At 54.7% G+C, this 13,544-nt stretch carries 9 protein-coding genes and 1 pseudogene; 3 read left to right on the top strand and 7 right to left on the bottom strand.

Going from position 1 to position 13,544, the window contains the following annotated elements; translation table 11 throughout:
- The first annotated feature begins 626 nt into the window (after positions 1-626).
- Positions 627-3,407, top strand: coding sequence for an ATP-binding protein (locus tag ACB035_RS10860; protein ID WP_371167269.1), 2,781 nt, complete (start codon positions 627-629; stop codon positions 3,405-3,407).
- A 169-nt stretch (positions 3,408-3,576) separates the two neighbouring features.
- Here the strand turns inward: ACB035_RS10860 and ACB035_RS10855 are convergent.
- Positions 3,577-4,089 (bottom strand): annotated as a pseudogene (locus ACB035_RS10855) (metal-dependent hydrolase); the annotation flags it as partial.
- Between the two features lie 334 nt (positions 4,090-4,423).
- Between ACB035_RS10855 and ACB035_RS10850 the strand changes: the two are divergent.
- Positions 4,424-5,200 (top strand): BPL-N domain-containing protein, encoded by a 777-nt coding sequence (locus ACB035_RS10850; protein ID WP_371167268.1) that lies wholly within the window; start codon positions 4,424-4,426, stop codon positions 5,198-5,200.
- A gap of 183 nt (positions 5,201-5,383) precedes the next feature.
- On the opposite strand, the gene ACB035_RS10845 is transcribed toward ACB035_RS10850, so the two are convergent.
- A complete protein-coding gene (locus ACB035_RS10845; RefSeq protein ID WP_005338159.1) occupies positions 5,384-5,533 on the bottom strand; it encodes a hypothetical protein in 150 nt (49 codons plus the stop codon).
- Between the two features lie 443 nt (positions 5,534-5,976).
- Here ACB035_RS10845 and ACB035_RS10840 point away from each other — a divergent pair, with 443 nt between their 5' ends.
- Positions 5,977-8,076 (top strand): hypothetical protein, encoded by a 2,100-nt coding sequence (locus ACB035_RS10840; RefSeq protein WP_075115664.1) that lies wholly within the window; start codon positions 5,977-5,979, stop codon positions 8,074-8,076.
- A gap of 77 nt (positions 8,077-8,153) precedes the next feature.
- Here the strand turns inward: ACB035_RS10840 and ACB035_RS10835 are convergent, their stop codons facing one another.
- The 5 genes from ACB035_RS10835 to arsD form a co-directional block, all read right to left on the bottom strand.
- Complete coding sequence (locus ACB035_RS10835) at positions 8,154-9,362, bottom strand: NupC/NupG family nucleoside CNT transporter (RefSeq protein ID WP_371167267.1); 1,209 nt, start codon at positions 9,360-9,362, stop codon at positions 8,154-8,156.
- 358 nt (positions 9,363-9,720) lie between these two features.
- Entirely contained in the window at positions 9,721-10,146 is a 426-nt protein-coding gene (gene arsC, locus ACB035_RS10830) for a glutaredoxin-dependent arsenate reductase (RefSeq protein ID WP_371167266.1), read from the bottom strand.
- A gap of 61 nt (positions 10,147-10,207) precedes the next feature.
- Complete coding sequence (gene arsB / locus ACB035_RS10825; RefSeq protein ID WP_064341225.1) at positions 10,208-11,272, bottom strand: ACR3 family arsenite efflux transporter; 1,065 nt, start codon at positions 11,270-11,272, stop codon at positions 10,208-10,210.
- A gap of 109 nt (positions 11,273-11,381) precedes the next feature.
- Positions 11,382-13,145, bottom strand: coding sequence for an arsenical pump-driving ATPase (gene arsA, locus ACB035_RS10820; protein WP_371167265.1), 1,764 nt, complete (start codon positions 13,143-13,145; stop codon positions 11,382-11,384).
- Positions 13,146-13,172: 27 nt separating this feature from the next.
- On the bottom strand, positions 13,173-13,541 hold the full coding sequence (gene arsD, locus ACB035_RS10815; RefSeq protein WP_005347398.1) for an arsenite efflux transporter metallochaperone ArsD: 369 nt from the start codon (positions 13,539-13,541) through the stop codon (positions 13,173-13,175).
- Positions 13,542-13,544: the final 3 nt, after the last annotated feature.

Raw genomic sequence — 13,544 nt, 5'->3', positions numbered from 1 at the left:
CCCCGCTTGCAGCTCCCGGCTGTTTGCCTCCTCTCCCTCCGGGAGAGGGCTGGGGTGAGGGGGAATTGTGCATTCCAGCCAAGCAAGTTGCTCACTCAGCGCACGCCCTAATGACTAATTAATTGATCCAACACAGATTCCCGCCAATACCTGCTTCTCAACACACGACTCTCCCCCTTAAGATACCCGAATGACAATCAACCTCTCGGAAGAACGCCATGACAGCGATTGTTACTATCTCGCAGGTTAACAGCAGCAAACTGGGGGCTGTCACTCAGGGGCGGTAGCGTGGTGACGCAGCGTGTAGCAAAGTCCAACAGGCGAGCCTTATTGCGCCAAGCAGAACAAGGATGTGGCAGCTCCGTAAATCATGTTGATAGATATATCTAACGGTAAACGTTAGTCTTCACTGATTGAAGCGCCGCTCTACAATTATTAGCATTACAAATCAACATAAAGATATATGCATGATATCAAAACATATGTCATAAACTTCAAGTTTACGACCTCGTTAAAAATGAAAATGTAGCCAGTATCACATGGCATCCATTTTCTATTTAATAGTATTTTACATGTCCAACAATTATGTTTTCAGTACGAAATCTATAGAATAAAAAAGGGTAATAATGAGAGTTAGAGATCCCATTACTGAGCTAAAAGAGACAAAGCTTTATACTCAGCTATCATCTATCGACTCAGAGTATTCTGAGCGAATAACAACATTCATCCTTGCGATTGAACCTATTATGGCATCAATCAAGAAATATTTTCCATACTATACAAGGCATGATGTACATCATGGATATCAAGTTGTTCATAGAATGGAACAATGCCTACTTAGTTCTTGCTTTGACACGAAGTTGCCAGAAGCTTTTACAGCCCAAGAAATATTTTTACTTATTGCGGCAGCATATGCCCACGATCTAGGAATGGCTGTATTTCCTGGAGAGGAAGAGTCATTGAGAGACAAGCTTGGGCTTAGTTCCCAAGATGGTTGGGAGACTAGTGAAGCTCTTCAAAATCATTTAAGGAAAAACCATTCAAATCGTGGTGGTAAATATATAGAGAAGAATGCGGAGTCACTAGGAATTCCACGCAATCTTGTTTCTGCTTTGGACCTTATGATGAAGGCCCATAATTATTCAATTCCTCAACTTGAAAAAGAACTTTATCGCCCATTTGCCGCTGGTCAGAAAGAAAGTGACCTTGCTCAGTTAGCAATAATTGTCTGTGTTGCTGACGCTATTGAGTTTAGTGATACGCGCGTTGTGGATGGTGTTCTTGAGCGACTAGCTAAAGAACAAAGCTCTGCCGCAAATATATCTTATGCAGAAAATATGAAGCATGTATGTACCGGAGATAGTCTTGCAGTAACCCATGACGGTCGTATTATTGTGAGTGGAACCTTTACTGATGAAAATGTATTGGCTCTTGCCCATCGAACTTTTGACCAAATGGAAGAATGGATACAAGGTTATAGTGACATTGATCACCGTTCCAAGATTAGACGTTTGAAAATAAGAGGAGGGGCTTTTCATCGTGACTTAACACTCAGTCATGGAGAATTTCATCGCCTAGGGGTTAGGCTAAATAAGCGAAATGTTATAGACCTAATAGCATCTAATGCTGTTTGGAGACGAGATCAAGGTATAGCTCTTCGAGAACTAGTGCAAAATTCTGTAGAGGCATGTCGGTATAGAGAACATCATTCAGCGCCGTCAGATAAATATCGACCAGAAGTTAGTATTGTTTTCAACAGAGACAGCCATTCAGTCTCTGTCTCAGATAATGGTTGTGGGATGTCTGAGCGTACGGTTTTGAATAATTTATTAACTGTAGGTAGCAGTCGTTCCTGTGAAGTCACATACACTGAAAGTGACTATTCCCCAATTGCTCGTTTTGGGATTGGGTTCTGGTCTGTCTTCACGATTTCAGACATTGCTACAGTATCTACTGCTGCATTCGAAAATTATAGAGGCAAGCCCAATGAAGCTCAATGTGCACAGGGATTCGAGTTTAATGTTCAACTTGAAAATTTGAAAGATTATACGGTTTTTAGGCCTGTAAATAGAGCTTGTGGAACTTCTATCTATTTAAAACTCAAACCAAATGTAGTAATTGATGATGTTTATATTGCATTAAAAAATCAAATACTTTGTTCAATGGTTCCTTTGACTCTTAAGTTGGATGGAAATGAAGAACGTATCGAGGTGGAGATACCCGATGTAAATGAAAATTTACTTTTCGGAGTACGTCGCCAGAAAGCTAACAACCTAGACATTAAAGTCTTTACATTCCATGAAACAACGTCTAACACGTCATTAAAATTTGGTTTGGCATATAGAATGGAAAACAATAAGGCTACATTTACATCTGCACCGAATAAGAGCATGTTTGATGTAATGGAGGGTCATGGCATCCATATACAACGGTCGGCTATTTGTGGATTTTCGGTTCCTATTCGAGTATCTCCTTTTTGCATTGACGTACTTAGAGTTGGTACGTATCACATGAATTCACTCACGCCGAAAGGCTTTGAATTTTCTATCGATAGGCAGCAACTCAACAATAATTATGCAGAAAATCAATATACGGATGAAGTGCGTAACCTCTTTCACAAAGGGTATCGTAGCTTTCTCAAAAGTACAGATTCTTATGATCCTAAGACAATCCATACTTTGCAGAACGAAGCGGCAAGAAATGGCGGAAATGTTTATGATACATTCACGGATTCGGAACTTACCATAGCCTATCAAAACTACCCAGACTTAATATGCAATAAGCTGATTCCTGTTAAACCAACATCACGATTACAAGACTCAGTTATTAACGCAAAGTACATTAATTTAACCGAACTAGCTAACATAGAAGGTATAGTTTTTTGCCTGCAAGGGCAACGCAACTTACTAAATGGAGGAGTTTATTTCCCATTAGAAAGCCCCCAGGCACTTGAAATTTCTTATTCTTTCGCTCAGGATTTTGTTATAAACAATAATCCAAAAACACCAATCTACATTATGCAACCCGATCGAAATTTCTCTATGCTCTTTGACAATGACCCATTAGGTTCAGCAAACGTGCTATCTATATGTAAAGACTTAGACGTTAGTCTACTAAATATCAACCTGAGTAGAGTTAACTACCAGAACGGACCTATAAATGTGGTTCCCAATATTCATGGGCGCTGGTCTGGCACAATTTATTGGCGTGAATTTAAAACCCCAGACAACAAACCGTATTTATTTTTAGGACGTCACAGAGTTTTAATTAAGCCAAACACAAAACTTTATTCACACCTTAAAAACCTGGCTGATGACAATCGATTTGCAACTATTGCGAATACAATCCACTTATTACAAGAGGATGAAGCAGGACACAAACCTGACGCTTTATCTGAATATATCTAAGGAAGCTTTTTTAGCTAAAAATACATAATGTAAAAATCAGGACACCGAACTTTTTAAACAATACGTTGTATAGCCATAACAAAAAAGATGGGTGTCCACATTTTGATTTTTCTTCGCCACAATATGCCCGACAATTCTTTCCAATCCCACGCCTACCGCCCCCTGCCCCCCGCCATCCCATCAACACCAGCATCAATACAATCCCCGGCAGCCAGACCCAGTAGAGCTCGGAGAGGATCACCGCCTCACCTCGGGCGGTGAGGTACGTCTCCAGCTTGAAGGGGGCGACCCGGATCACCTGCCAGGGGGCGAAGAAGCGCTCGTCACGCCACGGCCAGAGCCAGCCAACCCCCTTGCCGCCAGTGGTGAGGGAATCGAGCAGGCTGTGGGAGAGTAGCGACACCAGCAGAAACGACCAGACGGTGGCGGCGCTGGCCCGAAATTGGCGATGAAACAGCATGGCCAATGTGGGCAGGGCAAAGGCGAACAACAGGGAGTGGGTAAAGCCGCGGTGACCAAAGACATGGCCGTAGGCGACCCCCAGTTTAAAGGCGAGCACATCGGCATCGGGCAGCATGGCGATGGCAACCCCCACCAGCAGCAGGCGGGGCGGAATAATTCGGCTGCCAAGCCCGAGTCCAAGGCAGAGAGGGACGGCAGCGTGGGTGACGATGGTGGGCATCGAGTGAAGCTCCAACTGAAAGCGTGAGCCTACCCTACCCCCGCTCGGTGAAGTGAAGGTGAAGTGCGCCCTCTTATGTTGCTGGTTTCCCCCTCGAATCCTTATCCATCAGTCATAAGAGGCGTCACACAGGAAAGCTGTTGCACGCGCTCCGAAGCAGGGGCCGAAATCCTGTGGTTTGTCCCTCTGTATTGGCTCGTTCGTTGTGTGTCGAACGCAGGCCCAATCAGCGTTGGTGCGTTAACTTGAAATGTTCATTTAACAGCGGCTGACATACAGAGCGGGATCGTGATAAGTAGTCTCTTCGATTCACATCACAGGGATAGTGACAGCGATGAATGTATCAAAAAGCGTCATGCGGATTGCGAGCGTTATCAGCCTCTGGTTAATGACAGGGGGCATGGCAGAGGCCACCTCTGCGCAGCCGCAGCAAGAGCCGTACGCGCTGATCTATAACGGGCCGGTTTCTGATGGGGATAGCACCAAGGCGATTGCGGATGTGGTCAAGCAGGTGGGCTTGCCGGTCAGGTATCTCTCCAATATCGGGGCGCTGCCTGCAGAGCTCGATAATGCCAGGCTGTTTATCGTTGGCGGTACTGAGGACGATGTTGAGCCGCTGCTCAACGCCTTCACCGCGGACGCTCGTTCGGCATTAAAAACCTATTTGCTAAGCGGTGGTCGATACCTCGGGATCTGTGGGGGTGCCTTTGTGGCATCCACCGGCTGGTCTGAAGAAGAGGGCTTTGTGCCGGCGCTGGGCCTTGTTCCTGCCACATCCGATGATTATGACGGCGACTTTAGCGCCAGGATCTTCCCGATCAGCTGGCTTGGCGAAGCGCGCCAGATGTATTACCAGGCCGGCCCGCAATTTACGCCGGTGCCAAGCCCCGAGCAGGTCAAGGTCATCGCCCATTTTCAAAACCATCATATTGCTGCGCTGATCAGCTCATACGGCAAAGGCAAGGTGGCCGTTTCCGGGCCACACCCCGAAGCCCCTGAATCGTGGAAAGCGAACGCGGTGGATGGCGACAAGATGGAGTCGAATATTCATCTGGCTGCAGGACTCGTTAACGAGTTGCTCTCCGAAGAGCCCGTCACCCATTCGAAGTAGTCGCGCCCCTACGCCCCTGGATGTGACCCCATTGCTCGGCCCGGAAGTCAGGTCATCCAATCGGCCGCAATCCATAAAAAAAACCACCGACCTGCAAAAGGTCGGTGGTTTTTTTATCGGTGGTAGATAACGGGTAGCCGATACAAAGGGTTCGCTACCTCAACTTTCGCCCGGGAACGAGCACTACTCTTCCTGCTCCTCCGGTTGTCTCTCCTCACCCCGTATCTGTAGCAGCTCTTCGACCCTGGCTTGCCACTTGTCGTGGGCCTGTTTGCGCTCCTGCTGCATAAATGCTTCTCGCATGGTGTCGATTTTCTGGTCAAGTGTTTCCATCAGAGTGTCTCCTTGTGTGACCGCGTAAAGACTGGCTGACGGCGCGTTGGCCAACCTGCTCCCCTAATCTGACACCGCTAATGCCGTTACTGCCCAATCAAATAATCGATTGGAAGTACTAAAACCAATCTAAAAATTCTTTTTCGTGTTTGTTCCACCACGCCAGCGCAAGGGGAAACAGGCCGCTCAGAGCGGGATGATCCGGCGCGCGGCCAACACGTTGTTGAGCGTAGTCGCCCCCTTTTCAGGGGAATGGGGCGCCGTTGCCCCATCCGTCCAGTGCCGGGTGCCGGCAGATTTCCGGGGTGTTGCTGTGCCCATGATCACACAGTCACAACTCTCGCCCTCCTCTCACCGCGCCCCCGCTTTTTATCATCTAGAGTTAGCGGGCAGTCCAAAGCTGCTGATTTATATACATTCGCCGCCAAGAGGGATCTTTTTTCATGACCGAGCATATCGATCTGCTACCTATCAGCACGGATGATGAGCAGGACGCAGGCAACCGTTACCTCTACTACACCGAAGGGGATCTGGCCCGCATTCTTGCCAATCTGGAACAGCTGCGCCACGCGGTGTTTCCGGCCGCCATCGGAGAGAGCGAAACGGGCGCCGCCGTGCCCCACAACTTTCCGTCCGTCTGTCTGGTGGGGCTGGGACGCTGCGGCTCCAACATCGCGCAGGATGTGGCCTCGCTGGTCTACAACGCCCGCAGCTTTTATCTCAATGAGTTCAACAGTGAAGAGCAACGCAAGCGGGAGAAGGAGTTTGGTCCGGTAAGCTGGATCCGGCGCAACCTGCGACTGCCAAACAACGGGGCCCGGCCGGTCTTTCTGATCGAGCCTATGGTGATGCTGGGGGATCTGGACAAGGACATCGATGGCCGCATCCGCCACTCCAATCGCAGCGGCGAAGGTGGCTCCTTGCGTGACTACGCCAAGATGCGGGTGATGGACTTGTCGGAGATCCATGCGGGAGGCGCGGGTAACGCCCCCATCCTTGGCCAGTATCTGGCCAAGATCATCCTCAACAAGAGCCCTCACTACTTCGCCAACTCCGAGTGGCAGGCCATTCATACCTATCTGGTGGACTCCTGCGGCATCAAGGCCAACCAGTCCCGCCTCTATTTCTACATCTTCAGTGCCGGGGGCGGCACCGGCTCCGGCATGGCCTCCGAGTTCGGGCTGGCCCAGCAGTACTCCTACATGAGCAAGACCTTTTCGCCCCCGTCAGAAGAGGAGGAGCACCTCTCCCTCGGGGAACACTTCATGTTCGACCCTATCTTCACCAGCGGCATCTGCATCCTGCCCAATATCTGTGATCGGGGTATCGAGATCTCGGAAGCGCTGCACATCAACGCTGGGCGTTTGCTGTGCAAGTATCTGGCCGAGGAGTGGGACTTCTCCTATCACTTCGACAACGAGCAGGCGTGCGATGCCAGCATGCTCAAGCGGATCAGGCCCTGGAATGCCATGATGCTGATCTCCAACGACATCATGCGCTACGCCGAAGAGAGCGACGATGGCGAGATCCAGCACGTTGACGTCAACACCATGGAGAAGTACGCCAACCAGTACATCTCCCAGCAGATCTTTAACATCCTCACCGCCCAGGCCGTCACCACCGACTACGACGAGAACTATTTTCGCCGGGCGGGCATCGATATCAGCGAGACCATTCGGCTCGATGCCAACGACCTCTTTATGAGTCTGGCGGGGCCGGTGGCGGTGGCGTATGCCGAGTCCATCTCGCCCCCCGGCGGCCTGTTTGACAAGGAAGACGGGCTCAATGTGGACGATCTCTTCACCCGCTCCATCGAGCTGCCCCACTTCAACAAGATGACCCAGGCCATCGAGGGGATCAGTCTGCTGCCCATCGAGGCGGGCAACTATCGGGAGTATCTGGACGACTATGTGAAAAGTGGCCATGACCCGGCCCACCTCAACGAGCTGCACTTCTTCAAGAACTGCTCCTCTGTGGTGTCGATCATCTCCCTGCCCAAGGAGTACAAGCTCTCCTATATGGATCTCAACCGGCTCAAGTCTCACCTCAACGGGCTCTTCCCCAATACCACTCTCAAGCGCTATGCGCTGGTCATCGGGGCGTCGGCCAACATCTCTCTCACCACCCTGATCGTCAAGAGCCCCTGCCTGAGCGATGACTTCCTGACCCTGATCGTGGCCTTTATCAAGCGCTGCTTTGCCAAGGATCACTATCGCTTCGATGAGCATCTGGACAAGGCGGTGATCGAGATGATCTGCAATGAGGAGTGGAACGATGCGCTACTCGACAGCATGCTCAACGAGTTCGAGAACCCGGCCAAGATCCTCGATACCAACTGGTACGCCATCAAGCCCATGTATGAGAAGAAATATCGGGAGCTTATCCGCGAGAAGGAGAAGTTCGTCTCCATCAACGATATTCGCCTCAGTCGTGAATCGGTGAAAAAGGCGCTGCTCTATCTGCGGGAGATCTATCGCCACCGGGTCAGCAAGACCCGTATCCTCTCCCTCAACCCACGACTGGGGGAAGCAAACGCTCGCTAGCACCCTGCCCATAAAGTAAAGCGCCCGCCCCACATGGGGCGGGCGCTTTTTTACTGGCGCAGCCTGGCTTTATCTCATCAGAGGGAGACAAAGATCCCGGCCAGGGTGGCGCTCATCAGGTTGGCCAAGGTCGCCGCCAGCACCGCCTTGAAGCCCATATTGGCCACATCGTGGCGGCGCTCCGGCGCCATGGTGCCGATGGAGCCAAGCTGCACCGCAATGGAGCCCAGATTGGCGAAACCGCACAGCGCGAAGGTGATGATGATCTGGGTATGGGCGCTCAGGCCCTCCTTGATATTGGCAAAGTCCAGATAGGCGACGAACTCGTTCATGATCACTTTCTGACCAATCAGGGATCCTGCCGCCATCATCTCGCTGGCAGGTACGCCAATCAGCCAGGCCACCGGGGCAAACAGATAACCCAGCAGCTGCTGCAGGGAGAGATTGGCCCAGCCGAACCACTCACCGACGGTAGTGAGACCGGCGTTGATCATGGTGATGACGCTGACAAAGGCGAGCAGGATAGTGCCGATGGCCACCGCGATCTTCATGCCACCCATGGCGCCGCCCGCCAGTGCATCGATGGCGTTGCTGTAGTCGCTCTTGTCGAGGGTGATCTCGGTCTGATCGCTCACCTGCTGCTGCTCCGGCACCAGCAGTTTGGCCATCAGCAGGCCACCCGGCGCCGCCATAAAGGAGGCGGCGATGAGGTACTTCAGATCCACACCCAGACCGGCGTAACCGCCCAGCACCGAGCCCGCCACCGAGGCCATGCCGCAGGTCATCACCGCAAAGAGTTCGGAACGGGTCATACCAGCGAGGAAGGGACGAATAAGCAGCGGCGACTCCCCTTGCGACAGGAAGATATTGCCGGTGGCCACCAGTGACTCGGCGCGGCTGGTGCCGAGCAGGCGGTGCACGGCGCCGCCCAGTACCCGGATCACCCACTGCATGATGCCGAAGTGGTAGAGCACGGCGATCAGCGCGCTGATAAAGATCACCAGCGGCAGCACCCGCACGGCGAAGATAAAGCCGTTGCTGGCGAGATCACCAAACACGAAACGGATGCCGCTGTCGGCAAAGCCGAGCAGGGCGGAGACGCCATTGCTCATGGCACCGAGCATGATTTGTCCGGGGGGGAAATAGAGCACCAGGGCAGCAAAACCGGTTTGCAGGGCGAGCGCACCCAGCACGGTTCGCCAGCGGATGGCTCGGCGGTTTTCACTCGCCAGCCAGGCGATAAACATCAGGGCCAGCATACCGACCAGACTCAATAACAGTGTCATCTTGCACCTATGAAGAGAGGAGTTTCATATGGCAAGTCTGCAGACAGGCGTCGCGGGCGATCCGGCGGGAGAAGTGCCGACCCACGCGACACGCAGACCACAAACCTACAGGTTAGTGGCGGGTCCCATCCTGGGGTCATTCACGTTCCGGGTGACAGCATGTATCGGGTGACGCCAGCACCGTCGCAGGGGGAGATGCGGCCGGGTGGCAGGTCGGGCGGCGATGGTACAGTGATCATCGTCACAGAAAAAGCGGTAAAACGATTGGCCGGAGTAACTTTTTCAACTTGTTCACACAACGAAACAGGGCCAGCGTGATGCTGGCCCTGTTTCAATCAGTACTTGAGTACTCAGATGATTACTTGAGGCGCTTGCCGCTCGCGTCCACCACCTGCTCGCCATCTTCCTTGGCGAAGGCCCCTTTTTGCTGATCGGGCAGAATATCGAGCACCACTTCTGACGGACGGCACAGCTTGGTGCCAAGCGGCGTAACGACGATGGGGCGGTTGATTAGGATGGGGTGAGCCAGCATGGCATCGATCAGTTCATCATCACTGAAACGATCTTCCGCCAGCCCGAGCGCCTCGTAGGGGGGCACGTTCTTGCGCAGCAGAGCCCGCACCGGCATGCCCATGGCGGCGATCAGCGCCACCAGCTGGTCACGGGAGGGGGGCGTCTCCAGATAGTGGATGACAGTGGGCTCCACGCCGCTGTTGCGGATCAGCTCCAGGGTGTTGCGGGAGGTACCACATTCCGGGTTGTGATAGATGGTGATTGCACTCATTTGCGTCTCTCTCATTAATCAAGTGAATAGAAAATGGATAGCATCAGTTCGCGGCCATCAGTTAACGGCCCAGCCCCGCTTCGTACCAGGGTTTGCTGGCGTTAACCACCCGCACCACCAGCAGCATGACCGGTACCTCGATCAACACGCCAACCACGGTGGCGAGCGCCGCGCCGGAGTGAAAGCCGAACAGGCTGATGGCGGCGGCCACCGCCAGCTCGAAGAAGTTGGAGGCGCCGATCAGGGCGGAAGGACAGGCGACCGAGTGCTTCTCCCCTACCTTGCGGTTAAGCCAGTAAGCCAGCCCGGAGTTGAACAGCACCTGGATCAGGATCGGCACCGCCAACAGGGCGATGACCAGCGGCTGCTCAATGATGGCGTTGCCCTGAAAAGCAAACAGCAGCACCAGAGTAAGCAGCAGAGCCGCCACTGACCAGGGCTGGATGCGGGTCATGACGCCGTCAAAATGGGCCTCTCCCTTTTTCAGCAAAGCCTTGCGCAGCAGTTGGGCGATGATGACCGGGATGACGATATAGAGCACCACAGAGGTGAGCAGGGTATCCCACGGCACTATGATGCTGGAGACCCCGAGCAGCAGCGCCACCAGAGGGGCAAAGGCAAACACCATGATGAGGTCGTTCACCGCCACCTGCGACAGGGTGAAGTAGGGATCGCCGTTGGTGAGACGACTCCAGACAAACACCATGGCGGTGCAGGGGGCGGCCGCCAGCAGGATCAGCCCCGCTACGTAACTGTCGAGTTGATCCGCCGGCAGCCAGTCGGCAAACAGCACACGGATAAAGAGCCAACCGAGGAAGGCCATGGAGAAGGGCTTGACTAGCCAGTTGATAAAGAGGGTGACCCCAATCCCCTTGAGATGCCCCTTCACCTGATGCAGGGCGCCAAAGTCGATCTTGAGCAGCATGGGGATGATCATCACCCAGATCAGCAGCCCCACCGGCAGGTTGACCTTGGCCACCTCCATGGCGCCGATCGCCTTGAAGAGATCCGGCAAACCCTGCCCAAGCCCAATCCCCACCAGAATGCAGAGGGCGACCCAGGCGGTCAGATAACGTTCAAAAAAGCCGATGGCAGGCACGGCCTTGGCATCACATGTTGCAGACATCACAGCTCCCGATGCGGCGCAATTCCGCATCTTCTATTGGTTCAAAACACGGGTTTATAACAAGTAACGGCATATTCAAGCCGCCCCGGCTGCTGGCCGGGGCGGCGACTCAATGGTGCTGGCAGAGGCGGCCTAGGGCATCGGGCCCCACCGGCTCCTCGGCGAGCAGCGGCACCACGGCGTAGCGGCTGGCGTGTTGCTGCTCGACCGCCTCGATATGGGGCAACTGGCGCTCGGCCCGCAGTTGCAGCAGCGGTGAGCTGACCGCAGCTTGCTGCAAGCTGTGGTTGATCAGCCAGCCCCAGGGCTCGATGCCGGCCCGGCGCAGATCGGATTGCAGATTGGCCGCCTCCTGCACTGGCGTCGGCTCGGGCAGCGTCACAATCAGTACCTTGGTCTGTTTGGGATCCTGCAACTGCATCATGGGGGTAGTGAAGTGCAGCCCCTTGTTTCCCATCTGGCGAGCGATCTCCCTGTGGTAGGCGCCAGTGGCGTCGAGCAGCAGCAGGGTGTGGCCGGTAGGGGCTGTATCCATCACCACGAAGCGCTTGCCCGCCTCGCGAATGATGCGCGAGAAGGCCTGAAACACGGCGATCTCCTCGGTACAGGGAGAGCGCAAGTCCTCCTCCAGCAGTGCCCGCCCCTGCTCGTCCAGCGCCGCCCCCTTGGTGGCCAGCACCTGAGCGCGGTAACGCTCGGTCTCGGCGTGGGGGTCGATGCGGCTCACCTCCAGATGATGCAGGCTACCTGCCAGCGTCTCGCTCAGGTGCGCGGCGGGATCCGAGGTGGTGAGGTGCACCGGCAAACCGCGGCTCGCCAGCTCCACCGCCACGGCGGCAGCCAGGGTGGTTTTGCCCACCCCGCCCTTGCCCATCAGCATGATAAGGCCGTGACCATCGGCGGCCAGCTCGTCCACCAGCGAACTCAACTCGGGCTGGGCTTGCTTGACAGTGGACTGTGCGGTCGATAATTGAGCGGCTGTTCCCTCTGATTGCAGAAACAGCCGCAAACTGTCGAGCCCTACCAGATTGGTGGCCAGCAGCGGGATATGATCCTGCGCCAGCCCCTTTATCCCTTGTGGCATCTGGGCGAGAGCCTGTTGCTCGCGCTGCCAGAGCGCCATTGCCAGCGGATCTCCGGCAATGGCGCCTTCGGGGAAGAGGCCATTGATCACCAGTTGCTGGTTCAACAAGCCGATGGCGGCCAGCTCCTCGTGGGTGCGGGCCACTTCCCGCAGAGTGGATTGCTGGGCCCGCGCCACCAGCACCAACCGGGTGCGAGTGGCATCAGCCAGTGCGGCGACCGCCTCGGCATACTGGCTGCGCTGTTTCTCCAACCCCGCCAGCGGGCCTAGGCAGGAGGCATCCCCCTTGCCCTGCTCCAGAAATTCGCTCCAGGCGCCCGGCAGTTGCAGCAGCCGGATGGTGTGGCCGGTTGGCGCCGTATCAAAGACGATATGGTCATACTCGGCCAGCAGCGTTTGGTCAGTCAGCAGGGCGGTGAATTCGTCAAAGGCGGCGATCTCGGTGGTGCAGGCGCCGGAGAGCTGCTCCTCGATGCTGCGTACCACGCTCTCGGGCAACTTGCCGCGCACCGGCCCGACGATCCGCTCCCGATAAGCTTTGGCCGCCGCGGGGGGATCTATCTCCAGCGCCGACAAACCGGACACAGCGGCGATGGTGGTGACGCGATTGCCGATCTCGGTGGCAAACACCTGCCCCACGTTGGAGGCAGGATCTGTGCTCACCAGCAGCACCCGCTTGCCAATATCACACAGCGCTACCGCACTGGCGCAAGCCAGCGAGGTCTTGCCCACCCCGCCCTTGCCGGTGAAAAAGAGAAACGGCGGTGGATTGGTCAGAAAATGGTACATAGCCTCTCCCGAATGGTGCGTCACGACTCAGCAGCAACCGCTGCCAGAGCAGCAGCCGCCCTTGACGATCCCCTTGATGGCCGCTTGTGGCGCAGGCAGCCCGGCATAACGAGCCAGCTCGCTGCGGCTCGGATAACGGCCGGTCAACACCACCTGTCCCTCCACCAGCACCAGCGGCAACCCCTCCTCCCCAGCGTGGGTCAGAAAAGCACTGACGGCAGGTGTCTCGGCAAATTGCATCGGCTGCTGGGCCAGATTGAAACGCTCGATGGCAACTCCCTGCTCCTTGGCCCAGGCAAGGTCGGCTGCGAAGGTGACCAGTGCCTGATCAACCTCGGTACCACAGACACCGCTGGAGCAGCAGAGGGCGGGATCAAAAATCTGAATGGAGGACATGAC

This window comes from Aeromonas sp. S12(2024), from assembly GCF_041402305.1.
GTDB classification, from domain to species: Bacteria; Pseudomonadota; Gammaproteobacteria; order Enterobacterales; family Aeromonadaceae; genus Aeromonas; species Aeromonas veronii.
This window is presented reverse-complemented; position numbering and strand designations above follow the sequence as displayed.

Coding starts and splice junctions, on each gene's coding strand:
- ACB035_RS10835 (WP_371167267.1), bottom strand. CDS start 9,362: ATGACACTGTTATTGAGTCTGGTCGGTATGCTGGCCCTGATGTTTATC.
- ACB035_RS10840 (WP_075115664.1), top strand. CDS start 5,977: ATGACCGAGCATATCGATCTGCTACCTATCAGCACGGATGATGAGCAG.
- arsD (WP_005347398.1), bottom strand. CDS start 13,541: ATGTCCTCCATTCAGATTTTTGATCCCGCCCTCTGCTGCTCCAGCGGT.
- arsA (WP_371167265.1), bottom strand. CDS start 13,145: ATGTACCATTTTCTGACCAATCCACCGCCGTTTCTCTTTTTCACCGGC.
- ACB035_RS10860 (WP_371167269.1), top strand. CDS start 627: ATGAGAGTTAGAGATCCCATTACTGAGCTAAAAGAGACAAAGCTTTAT.
- arsB (WP_064341225.1), bottom strand. CDS start 11,272: ATGTCTGCAACATGTGATGCCAAGGCCGTGCCTGCCATCGGCTTTTTT.
- arsC (WP_371167266.1), bottom strand. CDS start 10,146: ATGAGTGCAATCACCATCTATCACAACCCGGAATGTGGTACCTCCCGC.
- ACB035_RS10845 (WP_005338159.1), bottom strand. CDS start 5,533: ATGGAAACACTTGACCAGAAAATCGACACCATGCGAGAAGCATTTATG.
- ACB035_RS10850 (WP_371167268.1), top strand. CDS start 4,424: ATGAATGTATCAAAAAGCGTCATGCGGATTGCGAGCGTTATCAGCCTC.